The sequence below is a fragment of the Streptomyces sp. NPDC018019 genome, from assembly GCF_044327805.1.
Classification (GTDB): Bacteria; Actinomycetota; Actinomycetes; order Streptomycetales; family Streptomycetaceae; genus Streptomyces.
On sequence record NZ_JBIRGD010000011.1, the window covers coordinates 18806 to 34964 of the forward strand.

The following is a 16159-nucleotide window of genomic DNA, read 5'->3' on the forward strand; positions in this document are numbered from 1 at the left end:
CCTGGGAGCGGCCGGGCAGGGGGCGGCGACCGAGTGGACGGGCCTTCGGCTTCGTCCAGGGACGGCGTCCCCGCGTTGGACGACCATGCTGGACTCCTTACCAGGCGACGGTGACGCGGGGCTCAGGTCAAAGCGAGGAGGCTGACGGCCACGGCAGCGGTGCCCAGGCCGATGAGCTGGCCGCGGTGGATGCGTTCGGCGAGTACGCCGCGGGCGAGCAGAACCGTACCGGCCGGGTAGAGGGCAGTGATCACGGCCACGATGGTGAGATCCCCGCTGCGGGCGGCGAGCAGGAACAGCAGGTTCGCCAGTGAGTCCAGCACGCCCGCGGCGGCCGACATCGCGTACGCCGGCCTTTCCGGTCCGAGCCTGCGGCGCATGAGCCCGGCCGCGGTCAGGGTGAGCGCCGAGGACACCGTCCTGCCGATGATCAGCGGGGCCATTCCGCTGTCGGACGGCGCCTGGTGCAGAAAGATCAGCTGAAGGGCGATGGCGGCGCCCGCGCCGAAGGCCAGCAGCAGCGCCGTACGGGAGGGACGCGCCGAGCCCGTACCGTGTCCGGCGCTGACCAGGACCACCGCCACCAGCGCGAGGGGCAGGCCGATCAGCCCGGCGGTGGCCAGGCGTTCTCCCTGCAGCAGGCCTGCCACGATGGGCAGCATGGCGGACACCAGCGCGGTGACGGGCGAGAGCACGTTCATCGGGCCGATGGCCAGGGTGCGGTAGAGCAGGGCGAACGCGGCGGCCGAGGCGACGCCGGAGGCGGCTCCCCAGACGAGGGCTCCGGCGCTGAAGGAGGCGCCGAGGAAGGGCCAGAGCAGCAGCTCGATCACGAGGGACGCAGGCGCGGCGATCATCACGGTGCGCAGTACATGCGCTTTGCGGGCGCCGAGGCCGCCGAGGAAGTCGGCGCATCCGTAGGCGAGGGAGCTGCCCAGGGCCAGCAGCAGAGCGATCACAGTGCGTCCTTTACTATCAATGGAACGACTGAACCGTACAACGCACCGACCGGAAGTTGTCAACGGAACGACTGCGCGGTGCATTCCATTGGTCCATTGCAAGGATGGTGATCGGATGACCGAGACGGCCGCGGCCCTGCGGACACTCGCGCACAACGTCAGGGCGGCCCGCACCCGTGCGGGCCTGTCCCTGGACGAACTCGGCCGGCGCGCCCAGGTCAGCAAAGGCGCCCTGGTCGGCCTGGAGAAAGCCCAGGGCAACCCGAACTTCGCCACCCTGGTCCGGCTGGCCGACACCCTCGGCGTCTCCGTGTCCGCCCTGCTGGAAGGCTCACCCGAAGGCCGTGTCCGTATCGTGAGCGCCGACTCCGTCGCGCCGCTGTGGACCGGACGCCAGGGCAGCGAGGCGCGGCTCATGCTCACGACCTCGGGCCCGGCCCCGGTCGAGGTCTGGCGCTGGCGGCTGGAACCCGACGAGGAGTACCCCAGCCACCCCCACCAGGCCGGGGTCGTGGAAACCGTCAGCGTGACCGCCGGCCGCATGACCCTGGTCATCGACGGCCTCGAGCACCCCGTCGCAGCCGGTCAGACCGCCACCTTCGACGGTGACGCCCCGCACGCCTACCGCGGCGCGGGCGCCGAGACCTGCCACCTGATCATGACCGTCCACCTGCCGCCGGGTCCCGCTCCCGCCAGCTGACCGGTCGGCCGACCGGGCGACCGGGCTCCCCGCCGACCGGCCGATGGCCTGCCGTACAGGACCGACGCGCTCGCCCGTGGGCTCCCGTCGCCCGCGCCGCATGCCCCATGCGCCCCGTGGCCCATGACGGCCGATACCCCCGGGCATGGTCATGACGATCTGGCGACGCCGTTTCGGTGATTGCCGAAACGTTTCGGCCCTACCGTACGACCTTGAGTGCGCACGCTTACGCCACCCATCTGCGCTGGGACGGCTCCACTGCCGCCGGTGTCCGCTCCTACTCGCGTGACCACGTCGCCATGGCACCACCCGCTGGAGAAGTAGCCCTGAGCGCGGACCCGGCCTTCCGCGGCAATCCTGAGCGGCTCAATCCCGAGCTGCTCGTGGTCATGGCCGCCTCCTCCTACCAGATGCTGTCCTTTCTCGCCGTCGCCGCCCGCGCCGGCGTCAATGTGCCGGCCTACGACGACGAAGCAACCAGCCATCTCGACCTGACGGTCGAGCCCGCCCGCCTCGGCGCGATCCACCTCGCCGTCACCGTCACGGTCGCTGCTGCCGGAACCAACGGTAAGGACGGAGCCGACGGGCCCGACGAAGCCGAGGTCCGCGAACTGGCCGAGCAGGCGCACCGGGAGTGCTACATCGCCAACTCGCTGTCGGTGCCCGTCGAAGTGACCACCACGGTCGTGACCGCCTAGCCGATCCCCTGCACGACCTTGAGGTCACTGTCACTCCTGAGGGCAGCCCTCAGGGCCGCCCTGCACGCGCTGTCTTCCCCTTCAGCGCGGGCCCGCGTGTCGCACAAATTCACGCTCTTCCCGGGCCGGACCAAACACCCCAGAATCAACTCAACAACCCAAAAAACAGGGGGAAGACATGCGACCAGGCATGGTCACGAGGACCGTCGTCAGCCTCTCCGCCGTCGTCGGTATCACCGCCGGCGGCCTGGCTGGCGCCGCGTCCGCATCCGCGTCCGCCCAGCCCGCCCGGTCCGCGCAGGTCACGGTCAGCACGGCCGGCACAGTCGGTACGTTCGGCACAGTCAGCAGGGCCGACGCCAGGAACGTCGCCCCGCTCGCCGTGAACAACCTCGGACTGAGCCGTACCGAGGCCAGGTGGGTCCAGTGCTGGATCAAGAAGTACTACGGCTACAACGGCGCCCTCGACGGGCAATTGGGCACCGGCAGTTGGAAATCCATGCAGCGCTTCCTCAAGAGGCACTGGGGTTACACCGGCAACATCGACGGGATTGTCGGTTCGAACACCATCAAGGCACTGCAACGCAACCTGAAGCGGTACCACGGTTACACGGGCAGCATCGACGGCATCGCCGGAGCGAAGACCAGGGCCGCGTTCAAGGACTTCGCGGCTGACTCCAGGCGGCACTGCTGATCCGTTCCGCAGACGCGTCGTCCGAGCGGCGCCCTCGATCGAGGGTTGCGCTCGGGCGGCCCGGCCCCCTCGCTCGACCTTGCGGAACCGATCCGCCGCCCCGGCCCCCGACCCCGACCCGGCACCGTGCCGACGCCGCCTCGCCTCCGTGCCGCCGTCACCGCTGCGCGGTGGGCCTCACCACGATCTCGTTGACGTCGACCCGGTCCGGCTGGGTGACGGCGTAGGCGATGGCGTCCGCGACCGTTGTCGGGTCGAGTGCCATGGCATCACGGCGGGCCAGCAGCGCGGCGCGGGCGTCGGGGTCGGCGACCGCGTTGACGAAGTCGGTGTGGACGAAACCCGGGGAGACGATGGTGACGCGCAGGTCGTCGACCTCCTGCCGCAGTCCTTCGCAGACCGTGCGCACGGCCGTCTTCGTCGCGGCGTAGACCGACTGACCCGGGACGGTGCGGTACGCCGCGGTCGACGCCACCGTCACGAGGTGTCCGGTTCCCTGCCGTCGGAAGATCGGCAGCGCAGCGGCGATGCCGTGCAGTACGCCGCGCAGGTTGACGTCGATCATGTCGTCCCACTCGTCGACACGCAGGTCCTCCAGCGGGGAGACCGGCCCGATGCCGGCGTTGTTGACCAGCACGTCGAGCCGGCCGAACGCGGCGACCGCCGTGTCGAGGAGGCGGACGAGATCCGCACGCCGCCGCACGTCGGCCGGCATGCCGACGGCACGGCCACCGCTCTCCCTGATCTCAGCGGCGAGTTGCTCGACGCGATCGCCACGCCGGGCGCCGAGGACGACCGACGCGCCGCGCCCCGCCAGGGTGAGGGCGGTGGCCCGGCCTATCCCGGCGCTGGCACCGGTGACGGCGACGACCTGGCCGCGGATCTGTGACGTGTCTGTGTCTGCCATGGGTCTTCCTCGGTTGTCTCGCCGGCCGCGGAGCCGGTGCTGCGCTCCGCTCGGATGGCGCGGGGCGGGGCCGGTTCTGCATGGGGCTCGGTTGGTACGGGGCGGAGCCGGTGCTGCACTCGGCTCGGGTGGTGCGGGACAGGGCCCACGCCGGGCTCGGACGCGCGCGTCCCGGGTGGGCCGGAACAGGTCCGGGCCGTGCCATCGCCGGCGAACAGCCCAGCCGTTCCCTGCCCCGGAACTCAAGTCTCCGCTACCTTCAGCCTGGTATACAGAGCCTGTTTATTCTGGAACCGAGAGTGCCATCCACCATGCAGCAACAGCAGGATCAACGCGATGAGCTGGGCGCTTTCCTCCGCAGCCGCAGAGAGCGGATCACCCCTGACCAAGTGGGGCTGCCGCGCACCGGCCGACGCCGTACGCCGGGACTGCGCCGGGAGGAACTCGCGCTGCTCGCCGGGATCAGCGCCACCTGGTACACGTACCTTGAGCAGGGCCGCGACATCCGCGCCTCGGACCAGGTGCTCGACGCCCTCGCCTCGGCGCTGCGGCTCGACCGCCACGAACGGGACCACCTCTTCCGGCTCGCCGGTCATTCCCCGGCTCCCAGGGCCGGGGAACCTGAACCGATCGCCCCCGAGGTGGCCGCCGTCCCGCTGCTGCTCCAGCCGCAACCGGCCTACCTCATCGACAGCACCTACGACGTGCTCGGTCACAACCAGGCGGCCGAGGAGCTGTTCCCGAACCTCGCCGCGGCGGCGGACCGGCCGGCGAACTTCGTCCGCTGGATGTTCCTCGAACCCGCGGCCCGGGACGTCGTGATCGACTGGGAGCCGGAGGCACGCGGACTGCTCGCCCGGCTGCGGACGCTGGCCGGACGCCACCCGGGCGACCCCCGGTACGCGCGGCTGATCGACGAGCTGAAGGCCGGCAGCTCACAGGTACGGACCTGGTGGCCGCAGTACGACGTGCAGGTCCGGCGCGGCGGACGCAAACGGCTGCGGCAGCGGGGCGGCGAGGTGACCGAGTTCGTGTACACGGCGTTCCACCTGGCCGAGCAGCCGGAATTGACGTTGGTGATCTACTCCGAAGCCCGGGAGCCGGCCGGCTGAACTCCACCGACGGCCCAGGAGCGCATCACCCGTTGGCGGCCCGGCAGGACGACGAACCCTCGCACACCGCGGGGCACCACACCACCGCCGCCTCCCTCCCCCGCTACCGGTGTACGGGAGGCCGCGTCCGCGCTGACGGTGGCGCGGACGCGCCCCGGGGGCCGGGTCCCCGTAGGGCGTGGCGTACACAGGGCTGCCCCTCTCGGAGCGCCAACTGTCCGCGACAGTACCGGCGTCGTGGGTGCCCAACTCGTCCGCCAGGGCCCGCGACCGGCAGGGCTACATGCCTGTCTCGTAGGGCCGGCCGCGGTCAGCTTCGAACGGCCGTGAGGAATTCCCGGAGAGCCGTCGCGACGGCGGCGGGGGCTTCCGCGGGCAGCAGGTGGCCGGCGTCAGGGACGGTCTCCAGGGTTGCGTGCGGGATGTGGGGCAGGAGGTGTTCGCGCAGGACATGCGGCGGCTCCACCGCATCGTTCTCCGCGGCCAGTACGGTGACCGGTACGTCGATGTCCCGTGCGGCGTGTGTGATGTCCTGCGCGATCCCGCGCAAGGGCCATGCCCGCCGGGCCTCGGCTCCGGAGGCGAGGCTGTCGCGTATCGCGGTGTCCCGCACCGTACGAGGCAGCGGTGTGGCGGTCAGAACGTGGTCGAGGGCGTGCCGTACCGCCTCGGGCGAGTCGTAGGCGTGTGACAGGCCCTCGCGGTACTCCTCGGTCACCAGGGCGGGCGGCTGCGGCGGCGCGGGCGCGACGAGTACCAGCCCGAGCAGTCCGGCCGGCCGGCGGGCCGCGAGGAGCTGGCTCACCTTGCCGCCCATGGAGTGGCCGACGAGGACGAACGGTCCTGGTACGCGCGCCTCGGCCACCCGGGCGAGATCGTCGGTGAGCCGGTCGAGGTGGTACGGGCCGGGCAGCGCCTGAGAAGCACCCCAGCCACGCTGGTCGAAGCGGAGTGTCGCCTGCCCGGGCGGCAGGTGGTCGAGCACACCGTTCCAGGTGTCGGCGGAGCCGCCCCAGTAGTGGACGAAGACCAGCGTCGGCCCGGTGTTGCCCCTCGCCCGTACGGCGAGGGAGCCGCCCGCCACGGCAAGGGTGGTTGTTGTTTCCGGCATCATCGCGCCTTTCCTGTGGGTTACGGAGAGCGCTTCCCGGCGCTCCGCGGAAGCCGCGGACCGGTAATCTGACCTGTCCGTCAGGCTCAGCTCCGACGGTAGGAGCGGGATCGTCCGCCCGGTGGCGGAAAGGAGCACGTTCTTTGTGGAAAACGGACACGGTGCCGTGCGGCAGCTGCGCTATCTGCCCGCCGTCGGATCGGCGTACGGAGTGGAGGTCCTCGATTTCGCCGCACTGCGTTCGATGGACGTCCACCGCCGTCGTACCCAGCCGCAGCGGCCCGACTTCCACGTGTTCGCTCTGGTCGGGTCCGGAACCGGCACCCATGAAGCGGACTTTCAGCACTTCCGGCTGGAAGAGGGCAGCGCCGTGTGGATCCGGCCGGGCATGGTGCACCGCTGGAGCGACATCGACGCCTGCGACGGCCCGCTGATCCTCTTCCGGCCCGCATTCCTGTCCGGCTTCACGGCGCCGGAAGCCGGCACGCCGACGTGCTGGCACCTGGACCATCGCCGGCTGGCCCTCGCCCTGCTGGCCGCCGAACACCTCGGCCGCGAACACAGCGCGGCAGCCCGCACACCACACCTGGCCTCACCCGCGGTGCTCTCGCACCTGCTGGCGGCCCTGATCCTGCGTGCCCTCCCCGGCGCACCGGGCTCTACCGGAACGAGGCAATCCGGCGACCGGCACACCGATGTGTTCCGCACCTACCGGGCCGCCGTCGAAGAGCACTTCACCGACCGGCACCAGGTGGCCGACTACGCCCGGGCACTCGGCTACGACGTACGCACGCTCACCCGGGCAACGCGTGCCGTCACCGGCACGGGCGCCAAAGCCTTCCTCGACCAGCGCATCCTGCTCGAAGCCAAGAGACTGCTCGCCCATACCGACCTGCCGGTCAGCGGCTGCGCCCGGCGCCTCGGCTTCCGGGACACCGGCAACTTCACCACCTTCTTCAGACGCCAGGCCGGCATGCCGCCTGCCGCCTGGCGTGCTGCCTACGGCACCGCCGGCGCACGCGGTCTCTGACACCTCGACGAGCGCCTCCTGTAACTTCCTCCCCCTTCGCAAGGATGATCGAGCGGCGCGCGCCGATGTGCGTGCCGCTCGGCTCATCAGGAGGGACATCCTTGGCTTCCGTACGCATTGGCCGTGAAGACGACCGAGTCGAAGGTCCCCACCACAGGCTCAGTTCGCGCCAGTGTCAGGCGGAACATTCCAATGTCAGGCGGAGCTTCGCTGAAGCAGCCCAATCGAGAGCAGGCGGGTCAGATAATGGCCGGATGGAGAATTTCCGGCGTTCTTGGGTCAACACCACACACGATTGGTCCGCCCACGTCGATGTGGCCCACCTCGCGCGCATCCAGCAGAATCCGGACGAATTCACACCGGGCCGCCCCTGGCATCTTCTCCTTGAAGTGCTCGCCCATTCCGCTGACGAAGCGGCGAGCAGGGGCGGAGGGAACTGCCTGGTCACGTTCCATCCGGACGGCTCCCTGTCCGTGCGAGACGACGGCCGGGGCACGGACACGCGGGTGGACGAGCACCACCGGCTGGTCAAGAAACCGGTGATATCGACAAAAGACCTGCGGTTCTTTGATTTCCCGGATGCCGAACTGCTTCCCGACGGGCACCCCAGGCGCGGGATGTCCGTTGTCGCGGCGCTCAGCGAATGGCTCGTCCACACCAACCGCCGCCGGAACGGGGCCTGGACGCAGCGTTACGAATACGGCATCCCGACGTCCGGGCTGGAGCCCATTGAAGCGGATGGCACCACGGGGACACTCGTCCACTTCACAACGGCAGAGCCGCAGCGTCCCATCGCCACACCGACGCAGGAGCAATTGCAGCAACTGGCAAAACCCTGGCCTGCTCTGAGAGTTGAGATCGACGACCGGCGTGCTGCCCGAGAGACACAGCAGGAACCCACCGGAACGCATCTGTGATGCGGCATGATCACCTCAGACACACGCCCCACCGCACACGAGGAGACGGCATGGTGGACTGCTTACTGGCACACGCTTTCGTCGACGACGACGGGGAGTTCGGGAATCCCGTACTCGTGGTGATCGAACCGGACGGCGGCGGGCTCTCCGGGGAACGGCGCCAGGAGTTGGCCGACCGGCTCGGCATTCCCGCGGTCGCCTTCGTCCGCTCGCCGCCCGCGAAACGTACGGTGATCTCCATCCACGGTTCCTACGGGCTGCCGATCCGGTTCGGCGGCCACCCCGTGCTCGGCACGCTCGAAGTCCTCCACCACCTGGGCCACACGGTCGAGGAAATCGTCCCGGAGGCCGGGCCGGTGGCCTGTCGGCGCGACGCGGCCGGCATCTGCCGGCTGACCGCCCCCGCCGCCTGGTCCAAGCCGTGGCGTCATCTGCGGATGGCGTCCGCCGCGGAGATCGACGCGCTGACCGGACTGCCGGACGGGGAGGACTTCACGCAGGTCTGGGCGTGGACGGACGAGGAGGCCGGCGAGGTTCGCGCGCGGCTGTGGGCCCCGCGGATCGGAAAGGGCGAGGACGAGGCGTGCGGCAGCGCGTCGATGCTGCTCACCCTCCAGCACGGGCGTCCGCTGCGGGTCCTGCACGGCCGGGGCTCGGTCATCCGCACCTCCCCGGCCGGCGACGGCCTGGTCGAACTCGGCGGCCGGTGCGCGGTGCACCCGCCCGCCGCGGAGGTGAGCGCCGAAGTGGAACGGGCCTACGCGACACGCGCCACGCCGTGACCATCTACGGCCCCGATGCCTCCACCGGTCCGGGTTCTGGCACCGGGCGGTCGCGGACATCCCCGCCGCCGTGACCGAACTGCCCGAAGGTGTCGGCGAGGGAGACCGGCCCGGGCCTGCCCGGGGCGCCTTCCAGTTGTCCGATGCCGTCCGCGCGGCCCGCTTCATAGGCGCCGCCCCGCCGGCCGGGTGCAGCCCGCACCGCTACTTCGTCGTGGTGCACGCCCTCGACGTCGAGTCCATCGGCGTACCGGCCGACATGCCGAGGGCCGCGGCAGCTCAGCAGTCCTTCGGTGGGGAGGGGGTGGCAGGCCGTTGCCCGGCCGGGGTGTGGGCGTGGGGCGGGCTTGCGTGCCGGGTGGGCGGGGGCTCGGCGGGAGCAGGCCGGCTTCGTACGCGGCGATGGCCGCCTCGACCCGGTTGCGTGCGCCCGACTTCCCCAGGACCGAACGGCCAGCCCGCCCAGGCCAGGCATCTGGACGTCCAGGGTCACCGGCACTCGGCGCACACCATGGCCGGGCCGTTCCCGCGTCGTACGACCTCCGTGGCGGCCTCGCCGAACGCGCGGATCCGGCTGGTCTCGGTCGCCGAGCGCCAGATCAGGCCGTACTCCAGCGGTGCCGCGTCGGCGATCGGTACGTAGGTGACGTTGGGGCGGGCGTAGTAGCGGATCTCGTGGGCGGCCGTCGGGTGGACTCCCTGGCCCGCTCCGACGAGGGCGAGGAGTTCCTGACGGGTCGCCACCGCCGTACCGCGGGCGATGGCCTGGCCGCCGGGAGTGGTGCGCGGCAGCAGGTGGTCGAGCCAGTAGTCGGGGACGGGGCCGGAGAGGCTGAGCAGCTTTTCCGTGACCAGGTCGTCGAGGCTTACGGAGGCGCGGCGCGCGAAGCGGTGCCGGCCGGCCACGGCGAGGACCCGTGTGTCGGATATCAGCACGGGCCCGGTCCGCAGGTCCGCCTCCGCCACCGGGTACTGGGCGAGCAGCAGGTCCAGTGCGCCCGAACGCAGCGGCCCGTGCGGGTCGTTGAGCGGCGTCTCCTGAAGCAGGACTTCGCCGGCTCCCGGGTTCCGCTCCCGGTATACGGAAGCGGCGGCCAGCACCAGTTCGCCCGCCAGCGGGCTGCTGAAACCGACCCGCAGGGGTTCGGCCAGGCCGCGGCCGGCGGCAACGGCCCGCGCGAGGCCGGCCTTGATGAGGTCGTAGCCGGGCCGTACGTCCGCCAGGAACCGCCGGCCGACCGGCGTCAGTTCCACCCGGCGGCTGGTGCGCACGAAGAGCGCGGTGCCGATCCGCCGCTCCAGCTGCTTGATGCTCTGACTGACCCGGGCCTGGGACACGTGCAGCCGCTCCGCGGTGCGGCCGAAGTGCAGCTCGTGCGCGAGGGTCAGGAAGATCTCAAGATCGCGGCGTTCCATAACCCACAGCTTATCGATCGTTTCACGGTTCGGCATTGTTCCGGCTCCGGCGGCCGCCGAAGCTGGAGCCATGAACACGGAGATCACCAAGCCCCTCGCCGTCATCACCGGAGCCAGCTCGGGCATCGGCGCGGCCACCGCGCGCACCCTGTCCGGGCAGGGTCACCCGCTGCTCCTCCTGGCCCGCCGGGCCGCACGGCTGGACGCGCTCGGCCTTCCGGACACCCTCGCCCGGTCCGTCGACGTCACCGACGCCGACGCGGTGTCCGCGGCCGTGCAGGAGGCCGAGGCGCGGTACGGGCCGGCCGACCTGATCGTCAACAATGCCGGTGTCATGCTGCTCGGCGAGGTGGCCGAACAGCCGGCCGACGAGTGGCGGCGCATGCTCGACGTGAACGTGACGGGCCTGCTGAACGGCGTGCGGGCCGTACTGCCGGGCATGGTCGGGCGCGGGCACGGCACGATCGTGAACGTCGGCTCCGTCGCGGGCCGCAAGAGCTACCCCCACCACACCGTCTACAGCGGCACCAAGTTCGCGGTGCACGGCATGTCCGAGAGTCTGCGCGAGGAGGTGGCGCCGCACGGGGTGCGCGTGGTCACGATCGCGCCCGGCGCCGTCGAGACGGAGCTGCTCTCGCACACGACCGACGCGGCCATCAAGGCCGACTACCAGGCGTTCAAGGACGCCATCGACATCCTCACCCCGGAAGACGTGGCAGCCGCGATCAGCTACGCCTACCAGCAGCCGCAGCGCGTCACCCTGCGCGAGATCGTCCTGGCGGCCACGGCGCAGGCCGCATAGGTGCGCGGACACCGTGATGTTGTCGTAGGAGGCGACAACCGGACAGGGCCTGTGCGGCGCGGCGTTGGGAGCTTTCCACTATGGGGGCCCGGCGCATCGAGTCGTTAGCGTCGACGGCGGGAGTCGTCCGGGCCCCGGACGCGGCCGGACGCGGTCCGTGTCGCGCTGTCCGTGCGGTACGTCGAGACGAGGGGTGTGGCCAGGGTGGACGCCCGGTTGAGCGGCATCGTGCCGGTGCTGGCGGCGGCGGTGCTGTGGGGCACCGTGGGGCCCGCGCAGCTCATCGCCGATGCCCAGGTCTCTCTGGTGAGCCTGGGGGCGTGCCGGATGCTGCTGGGCGGGGCGGTGCTCGGCCTGTTCACCGTGCGGGCCGCGGGGCTGCGTACGCTGTGGCGGCCTGTCGCCCGGTGGTGGATGCTGACCGGTGTCCTGGTGACGGCCGTGTTCCAGGTCTGCTTCCTGGAGGCGGTGGACCGTACGGGGGCGGCGCTGGCCACGGCGGTGACCTTCGGGACCGTACCGGTCGTCACCGGGCTGGGCGCGTGGTGGCTGGAGCGTGAGCGTGTTTCCGTCATGTGGTGGTGCGGCACCGCGTGTTCGCTCGCGGGCATCGGGCTGCTGCTGGTGCCGGACGCGGCGGCCAGGGTGGACGCGACCGGCGTGCTGCTCGGCGTCGTGGCGGGCAGTAGCTTCGGTACGTACATCGCGACGACCAGACAGCTCGCCCGGTGCGGTGCCGACACCACGGCCGCGGCGCCGATGAGCGTGCTGTGCGCGGGGATCCTCCTGTCGCCGTGGCTGTTCGCGGCGCCGGACGGGCTGTCGGCGCCGCGTGCGGTGGTGCTGATCGGCTGGCTGGCCCTGGGCACGACGGCGCTGGGCTATCTCCTCTTCGCCCGCGGCGTCACCCGGATCAGCGCCGCCACGGCGGGCACGCTCAGCCTCGGTGAACCACTGGTCGCGACGGTGCTGGGCGTCGCGCTGCTGGGCGAGCGGCCGGGTGTGGTGGCGGCGTGCGGGGCGGCGCTGTTGCTCGGTGGTCTGATCGTGGTCTCCCTGCCGGCACGCGGCCGGACGGCGCCGGGCGGGGAGGAGGCGGCCGTTGCCGCGAGCGGGGCGGGCGGGACGTACGAGGCCGGGAGCCGGGGCGGCGGGACGCCGAAGGCCGGGGTCAGACGGGCGCGCGACGAGCCCTGAGCCGCCGGGGCCGAAAGGGCGCAGGAGCCGCAGGACCTGGCGGCTTCGTCGGGTCGTGGTCAGTCCTGGGTGCACGGGGCGTCGTGGGGCAAGGCATCGCCCGGGCAGCCGGTGCCGGCGGGCGGATCGGGCCGGGGCGGTTGCGGCGAGGCGGTGCAGGCCGTGTCGGCCGGTGCCTTCGGCTGATAGACGAAGGCCGGGTGGCGCTGCTCGGTGTCGTAGTAGCGGTGGAACACCGGGGTGGCGGCGCCGGAGATCGGCGGCACGATCCACGACCAGTCGGCGCCGACGGCCCGCCCGGCCCGTTCCTCGCGGGCCAGGTGCGCCAGGAAGCGGCGCGATTCGGTGTGGTGATCGCTGATGGTGACGCCGGCCTGCTCGAAGGAGTGGAGCACGGCGAGGTTCAGTTCGACCAGGGCGCGGTCCTTCCACAGCGAACGGTCGCGGGAGGTGTCCAGGCCGAGCCGGCGGGCGACGACGGGCAGCAGGTTGTAGCGGTCGGTGTCGGCGAGGTTGCGGGCGCCGATCTCGGTGCCCATGTACCAGCCGTTGAAGGGGGCCAGCGGGTACCGTACGCCGCCGATGTCCAGTCGCATGCTGGCGACGGCCGGCACCGCGTACCAGCGCAGGCCCAGCCGGGCGAACCACGCGTACTCGGGGTGTTCGAGCGGCACTTGGAGCACGGCGGAGTCCGGCAGCTCGAACCACCGCGGTTTGTCGTCGCGGCCGTGGACGATGAGCGGCAGTACGTCGAAGGGGGTGCCCGGGCCGCCGGGCCAGCCCAGGTTCCGTGCGGCGCTCGTGATGCCGGCGCTCACCGGGTCGCCGAGGACCGAGCCGTCCGGGCGGGTGTAGCCCGCGTAGCGTATGAGCTGGTCGTTCCATATGCGCGGGGCGGGCCGCCGGGGCAGGTCGGGGGCGAAGACGGTGAGGCACGGCCGTATCCGTCCGCCGTTGGTGGCCTGTTGCAGGTGCCGGACGGTTTCCTGCGCGATCCGGTCGGCGCTGTCCACGTGCCGCCGGTCGCGCACGATCAGCGACTGCCAGTACAGGCGGCCGATGCAGCGGATGCTGTTGCGCCAGGCGACCTTTGCTCCGAACAGCAATTCCTGTGCCGTGTGCGTGTAGGTCCCGGTGCGGGAGATCTCCGCGGCCACCTCCGCCAGCCTCCGGCCGGGCGAGCCGGTGCCGGGGTTCTCGCGGTGGTACAGCGTCACGAACTCCTCCGCCAGCGCGCGGACCGTGTCCGGCCCTGCGTGGTCGGCGCCGGCGTGGCAGCGCCCCTCCCCCGGCCTCACGGCGCTTGCCTGTGCCGGGTGCGGCGGCGCAGCGCCGAGAGGGCCCACAGCGCGGTCGTCGCCGCTCCGAGCGCCGCGCCGAGCCCCGAGACCCCGGGCCAGCCCAGCCGGGCGTAGGCCACGGAGGCGAGCGCCGATCCCGCGGCCCCGGCCAGGAAGTACGTCGTCATGTAGGCCGCGGTGAGCCGGGACCTGATCTCGGGTGCCAGGCGGTAGATCTCGCTCTGGTTGGTGATGTGCAGGGCCTGGGCCGCGAGGTCGAGCACCGCGATGCCCAGGACCAGGACCGGCAGCAGGATGCCGCCCAGCCCCAGGGGGACCCACACCACGAGCAGCAGTACGGACGAGATGCCGGTCACCCGGTGCGCCAGGCCCCGGTCGGCGAGCCGTCCGGCGCGTGCCGCGGCCAGCGCCCCGGCCAGGCCCGCCAGGCCGAACAGCCCGATGACGCCGGGCGAGTAGCCGTACGGCGGGGCGGAGAGCAGGAAGGTCAGGGCGGTCCACAGCACGCTGAAGGCGCCGAAGGACAGTGCTCCGTAGGCCGCTCGCAGCCGCAGCACCGGTTCCCGCGCGAACAGTCGGAACACCGAGACCACCAGCTGCCGGTAGCCGGGCGTGCCCGTCTCCTGGTACCGGGGCAGGAAGAGCGCTGCCGACGCCGCCAGGAGAGCCATCAGGCCCGCGGCGCACCAGTAGACGGCGTGCCACCCGGCCCACTGGGCCAGGGCGCCGGCCACGGTACGGGCGAACAGGATGCCGCACAGCAGTCCGGCCATGACGGTGCCCACGACACGTCCGCGCTGGTCGGGGGCGGCCAGGGAGGCGGCGTAGGGCACCATCACCTGGGTGGTGACGGAGCACAGCCCCACCAGCCCCGCGCCCAGGAACAGGGCGGGCTCCGACCGGGCGGTCGCCATGAGCAGCAGGCTCGCGGCGCAGGCCGAGGACAGGATGACGATCAGCCGGCGTCGTTCGAGCAGGTCGCCGAGGGGCAGCACGAGGAGCAGGGCCGCCGCGTAGGCGCTCTGTGCCACGGTGACCAGCAGGCCGGCCTGTCCTTCCGGCAGCCCGAGGTCGCGGCCGATGTCGCCGAGCAGCGGCTGTACGTAGTAGTTGTTGGCCACGGACAGTCCGGTGCCGACGGTGAGCAGCACGACCACGCCGCGTCCCAGGGCGGATGCCTGGCTGTGCGGTGTGGTGTGCGGGATGCCGGGTGTGGTTGTGGCTGCTGTCTTCTTGCGGCTCACCGTGGGGGGCTCTCCTTAGCCTGTGCTGCGGCCAACTGCTGTTCGATGCCCCGCCCCTGCCAGCGGGGACGGACCAGGGCCGGGCCCTCCGCCGCCGGGCCGCTCCCGTGCGGGGCACCGGTACAGCCCACGAGGAAGCCTCCCAGCGCCGCCACGAGCGTCCGGCGGCCGGGTCCGTCCGCGGGGTGGGTGGTGGGCACACCCACCGTGCCACCGGCCGGGGCGTGGGCTTGCCACAGGCGCCGGATCTCCCGGCTGTCCGCCTCGGTCGCCGCCCTGACCCGCGGTACGGCCGACCGGTCGGGCGGCGCGGCGGGCAGCACCTCGCGCAGGATGGCGGCGTGGTCGAAGGCGAGGTGCCGCTCCGCCCCGGCGTCCGGGAAGCCGTAGGGAGGTACGGGCAGCGGCTGCCACCACGCCGCCGCGGCGTCGTCACCGCCGCGCACCTGCTGCCGCTGGGGCAGCAGCACCGCGTGCACCAGGCTCACATAGCGCCCCCGGGGGTCCCGGTCGGGCGCGGTGCGCCAGGTCAGCGGTACGAGATCCGTGGCGGTGGCCCGCAGCCCGGTTTCTTCCTCCAGTTCGCGGCGGGCCGCCGCCGTCGCGCCTTCGCCGGCGCCGACCTTCCCGCCGGGAAGTGCCCACCGTCCCGCGAACGGGTCCTTGCCCCTGCGGACCAGCAGGAGGTGCCAGCCGTCGTCGTGGGCGAGCACCACCAGGTCGACGGTCAGGACGGTGGCGCTCATCGGGCACTCCCTGCAGTTGTCCGCGCGCCGGCCGTCCGGCGTCAGGGGATCGGGGCGGCGCGGAAAGCGGTCAGGCGCGCGGCGAGTTCGTCCGGGGACGCGAGGTACTCGACGCCCGGCAGGCGCGTGCTGTGCTCCCCCACGGCCCATACGGTCTTCTCGGCGTCCACGGCCACGATCATCTCCTGGAGGGCCCCGTGCGAGCCCGGGACGGCGATCATGGCATGGACGACACTGGCCAGCACGATGTTGCGGCCGTTGGCGGTCAGGCCGGTGTCCAGCTGGAGGTCCACCTCGGCGTGCGGCTGCGTCGTACGGTTCGAGAGGCCCGGCAGCAGGCCGAGCACGCGGCCCCCGTGCTCCTTCGCGCCGCGCGCCGCCGCCTCCATCGCGCCGCCGAGACCGCCGGTCACCAGGAGGCAGCCGGGCTGCTGTGCGACGAGCGCACCGACCTCGCGGGCCAGTTCGTACACCGCCGGGGGGCAATTGCGGCCCTTGCCGACCACGGCGATGAGGGTGTCCGGCCATTTCTCCACTGCGTGC

At 72.0% G+C, this 16159-nt stretch carries 17 protein-coding genes and 1 pseudogene; 10 read left to right on the forward strand and 8 right to left on the reverse strand.

The window, feature by feature from the left end; all coding sequences use genetic code 11:
• Positions 1–122 precede the first annotated feature (122 nt).
• The gene (locus tag ACH4FX_RS19625) at positions 123–959 is read right to left on the reverse strand and encodes an EamA family transporter (protein ID WP_398480565.1); all 837 of its coding nucleotides are present in this window, start codon (positions 957–959) and stop codon (positions 123–125) included.
• Between the two features lie 115 nt (positions 960–1074).
• On the opposite strand from ACH4FX_RS19625, the gene ACH4FX_RS19630 reads away from it, so the two are divergent.
• From ACH4FX_RS19630 to ACH4FX_RS19640, 3 genes are all read left to right on the forward strand, one after another.
• Positions 1075–1659, forward strand: a complete 585-nt coding sequence (locus tag ACH4FX_RS19630) for a helix-turn-helix domain-containing protein (RefSeq protein WP_398480567.1) — start codon at positions 1075–1077, stop codon at positions 1657–1659.
• A gap of 212 nt (positions 1660–1871) precedes the next feature.
• Positions 1872–2357: an OsmC family protein gene (locus tag ACH4FX_RS19635; RefSeq protein WP_398480569.1), complete on the forward strand. Its 486-nt coding sequence runs from the start codon at positions 1872–1874 to the stop codon at positions 2355–2357.
• Between the two features lie 190 nt (positions 2358–2547).
• Entirely contained in the window at positions 2548–3051 is a 504-nt protein-coding gene (locus ACH4FX_RS19640) for a peptidoglycan-binding protein (protein ID WP_398480571.1), read from the forward strand.
• A 157-nt stretch (positions 3052–3208) separates the two neighbouring features.
• Here the strand turns inward: ACH4FX_RS19640 and ACH4FX_RS19645 are convergent, their stop codons facing one another.
• Positions 3209–3958, reverse strand: a complete 750-nt coding sequence (locus ACH4FX_RS19645) for an SDR family oxidoreductase (protein WP_398480572.1) — start codon at positions 3956–3958, stop codon at positions 3209–3211.
• Between the two features lie 311 nt (positions 3959–4269).
• Here ACH4FX_RS19645 and ACH4FX_RS19650 point away from each other — a divergent pair, with 311 nt between their 5' ends.
• Positions 4270–5070 carry a helix-turn-helix transcriptional regulator gene (locus tag ACH4FX_RS19650; protein ID WP_398480574.1) on the forward strand — a complete coding sequence of 267 codons (801 nt, stop codon included), beginning with the start codon at positions 4270–4272 and terminating at the stop codon, positions 5068–5070.
• A gap of 310 nt (positions 5071–5380) precedes the next feature.
• Here the strand turns inward: ACH4FX_RS19650 and ACH4FX_RS19655 are convergent, their stop codons facing one another.
• Positions 5381–6184, reverse strand: a complete 804-nt coding sequence (locus ACH4FX_RS19655; RefSeq protein ID WP_398480576.1) for an alpha/beta fold hydrolase — start codon at positions 6182–6184, stop codon at positions 5381–5383.
• 142 nt (positions 6185–6326) lie between these two features.
• On the opposite strand from ACH4FX_RS19655, the gene ACH4FX_RS19660 reads away from it, so the two are divergent.
• From ACH4FX_RS19660 to ACH4FX_RS19675, 4 genes and pseudogenes are all read left to right on the forward strand, one after another.
• Positions 6327–7211 carry a helix-turn-helix domain-containing protein gene (locus ACH4FX_RS19660; protein ID WP_398480578.1) on the forward strand — a complete coding sequence of 295 codons (885 nt, stop codon included), beginning with the start codon at positions 6327–6329 and terminating at the stop codon, positions 7209–7211.
• 254 nt (positions 7212–7465) lie between these two features.
• Entirely contained in the window at positions 7466–8128 is a 663-nt protein-coding gene (locus ACH4FX_RS19665) for an ATP-binding protein (protein WP_398480580.1), read from the forward strand.
• Between the two features lie 50 nt (positions 8129–8178).
• Positions 8179–8910 (forward strand): PhzF family phenazine biosynthesis protein, encoded by a 732-nt coding sequence (locus ACH4FX_RS19670; protein WP_398480582.1) that lies wholly within the window; start codon positions 8179–8181, stop codon positions 8908–8910.
• Positions 8901–9169, forward strand: a pseudogene (locus tag ACH4FX_RS19675) (YbhB/YbcL family Raf kinase inhibitor-like protein); the annotation flags it as partial. The gene ACH4FX_RS19670 and the pseudogene ACH4FX_RS19675, both read left to right, overlap by 10 nt.
• A 230-nt stretch (positions 9170–9399) precedes the next feature.
• On the opposite strand, the gene ACH4FX_RS19680 reads toward ACH4FX_RS19675, so the two are convergent.
• Positions 9400–10326: a LysR family transcriptional regulator gene (locus ACH4FX_RS19680; protein ID WP_398480584.1), complete on the reverse strand. Its 927-nt coding sequence runs from the start codon at positions 10324–10326 to the stop codon at positions 9400–9402.
• A 70-nt stretch (positions 10327–10396) separates the two neighbouring features.
• Between ACH4FX_RS19680 and ACH4FX_RS19685 the strand changes: the two genes are divergently transcribed.
• Together ACH4FX_RS19685 and ACH4FX_RS19690 are read left to right on the forward strand one after the other, a co-directional pair.
• Positions 10397–11128: an SDR family oxidoreductase gene (locus tag ACH4FX_RS19685; protein ID WP_398480586.1), complete on the forward strand. Its 732-nt coding sequence runs from the start codon at positions 10397–10399 to the stop codon at positions 11126–11128.
• A gap of 216 nt (positions 11129–11344) precedes the next feature.
• Positions 11345–12325: a DMT family transporter gene (locus ACH4FX_RS19690; protein ID WP_398480588.1), complete on the forward strand. Its 981-nt coding sequence runs from the start codon at positions 11345–11347 to the stop codon at positions 12323–12325.
• Positions 12326–12384: 59 nt separating this feature from the next.
• Here the strand turns inward: ACH4FX_RS19690 and ACH4FX_RS19695 are convergent, their stop codons facing one another.
• From ACH4FX_RS19695 to ACH4FX_RS19710, 4 genes are read right to left on the reverse strand one after another with little or no spacing between them, the layout of a single operon-like run.
• The gene (locus ACH4FX_RS19695) at positions 12385–13623 is read right to left on the reverse strand and encodes a nitric oxide synthase oxygenase (protein ID WP_398480590.1); all 1239 of its coding nucleotides are present in this window, start codon (positions 13621–13623) and stop codon (positions 12385–12387) included.
• Positions 13620–14870, reverse strand: coding sequence for an MFS transporter (locus ACH4FX_RS19700; RefSeq protein ID WP_398480592.1), 1251 nt, complete (start codon positions 14868–14870; stop codon positions 13620–13622). The genes ACH4FX_RS19695 and ACH4FX_RS19700 overlap by 4 nt, the downstream gene beginning before the upstream one ends.
• Positions 14867–15616, reverse strand: coding sequence for an NUDIX domain-containing protein (locus ACH4FX_RS19705; protein WP_398480594.1), 750 nt, complete (start codon positions 15614–15616; stop codon positions 14867–14869). Before ACH4FX_RS19705 ends, ACH4FX_RS19700 begins: the two co-directional genes overlap by 4 nt.
• 41 nt (positions 15617–15657) lie before the next feature.
• The gene (locus tag ACH4FX_RS19710; RefSeq protein ID WP_398480596.1) at positions 15658–16152 is read right to left on the reverse strand and encodes an LOG family protein; all 495 of its coding nucleotides are present in this window, start codon (positions 16150–16152) and stop codon (positions 15658–15660) included.
• Positions 16153–16159: the final 7 nt, after the last annotated feature.